General features: G+C 38.9%; 1 protein-coding gene. It reads left to right on the top strand.

Translation table 11 applies throughout. From position 1 onward, the window contains the following. The first annotated feature begins 243 nt into the window (after nt 1–243). Complete coding sequence (locus FNK51_RS25990; protein WP_141995208.1) at nt 244–1,446, top strand: IS110 family RNA-guided transposase; 1,203 nt, start codon at nt 244–246, stop codon at nt 1,444–1,446. The last annotated feature ends 139 nt before the right edge of the window (nt 1,447–1,585 follow it).

Below are 1,585 nucleotides of genomic sequence, written 5' to 3'. Positions count from 1 at the left end.
TTCGTATTATAAGGTTAGCCAGTTTTTACTGGTTGACCTTTTTTTAATAGAATCTATTATATCAGTAGCCAGGGTAGGACGTACGGGTGCGTGGGACATGATCCCGTGAAGTAAACTGTCTGCCCCCTACTTGTAGAAACATGTTTGAGGCTGGTTGGGACGTAGATCTCGTATAACAAGCGAAGCTATGACACTACATGGAGGACTAGGGGTACTGGTAAGTAAGTAGAGGAGGAAAAAACAATGAATCCAGTAGTGGGTCTGGATGTGGCAAAAGGAGAGAGTCAAGTTCAGGCATTTTTAGATCAATCTAAACCGTATGGGACGAGCTTTTCAATGAAGCACATCAAAGAGGAATTAGATCATTTTTTAGACTTTTTAAAAGAGATTGAAGAGGTGACAGGGCAGATGCCTATGGTCATTTTAGAATCTACAGGGCATTACCATACTCCGGTTATTCAATACTTGGAGGAACAAGGGATTCTATATATCTTACTAAATCCGATTATTTCTTATCAGGCAAAGAAGACCAGTTTACGGAAGGTAAAAACAGACGCAATCGATGCGTATCAGTTGTGTGTGCTGTATTACAAAGAGGATTTAGAACCTCATAAAATTAGAGGAATTCAGCTATTAGACCTTCGGAATTTGTCCAGACAACAGGAAATCGTAACGAATATGTATGTGGAGGCTAAACTTCAGTTTCACACCATTTTAGATCAAGTGTTTCCTGAATACCGGAAGGTTTTTGGGGATCTATATTCGAAGGTTTCTTTATTGATGTTAAAGGAATATCCTACTTCAGAGGCGGTATTAACAGCCGGAGAAAGTAGACTAGCAGAGAGTGTTATAGAGTTCTGTTCTAGCCGATCGGGTGAATGGGCATGTGAAAAAGCAAAAAAAATAATGGATTCCGCATCTAGAAATCCATTTCAAAAAAGCGTGTATGAAAGTCACGTAATCAATCTTCGTATGTATATTGAGTTGCTTTTTCATTACCAGGGACATCTTTCTGATTTAGAAGATCGTATAGTGGCCCTGGCAAATGAACTGGAAGAATATAAGATCATCCAATCGATTCCCGGTATCGGAGAAAAAATCGCAGCCACGATTATCTCTGAAATTGGTGAAATCGATCGGTTTAATCATCCGAAAAAACTGGTTGCCTTCGCTGGAGTAGATCCAAGTGTTCACTCATCGGGTAAGTTTACGGCAACCATTAATCGTATTACCAAAAGGGGCTCGAGCAGACTACGTCATTCTCTGTATCTTGCCGTACTGTGCGGCATAAGAAGTTCAAGGAACAAAAAACTTAAAGCATTCTATGATAAGAAAAAATCAGAAGGAAAACCTGCCAAAGTGTCAATCGTTGCCTGTATGAATAAGTTGCTTCATTGGATTTATGCTTTATTAAGCAGAAAAGAAACGTTCCTAGATTTAGCCTAATTAACGGTTTTGTGAAACAGAGAAAAATCCTTCCAAAAGGGTTTTGGAGGGTTATTTGGCATGGCCAAAAATAGTATAACATAAGGGAAATGAAAATTTTAGAGAAAGATATTGACATCCTATTAGCTGGTTTACTTCA

This window comes from Bacillus sp. B4EP4a (assembly GCF_006680105.1).
Lineage (GTDB): Bacteria > Bacillota > Bacilli > Bacillales > DSM-1321 > Peribacillus > Peribacillus simplex_E.
Note: the sequence above shows the minus strand (reverse complement) of the source record. Positions and strands in the feature narration are given on the sequence as shown.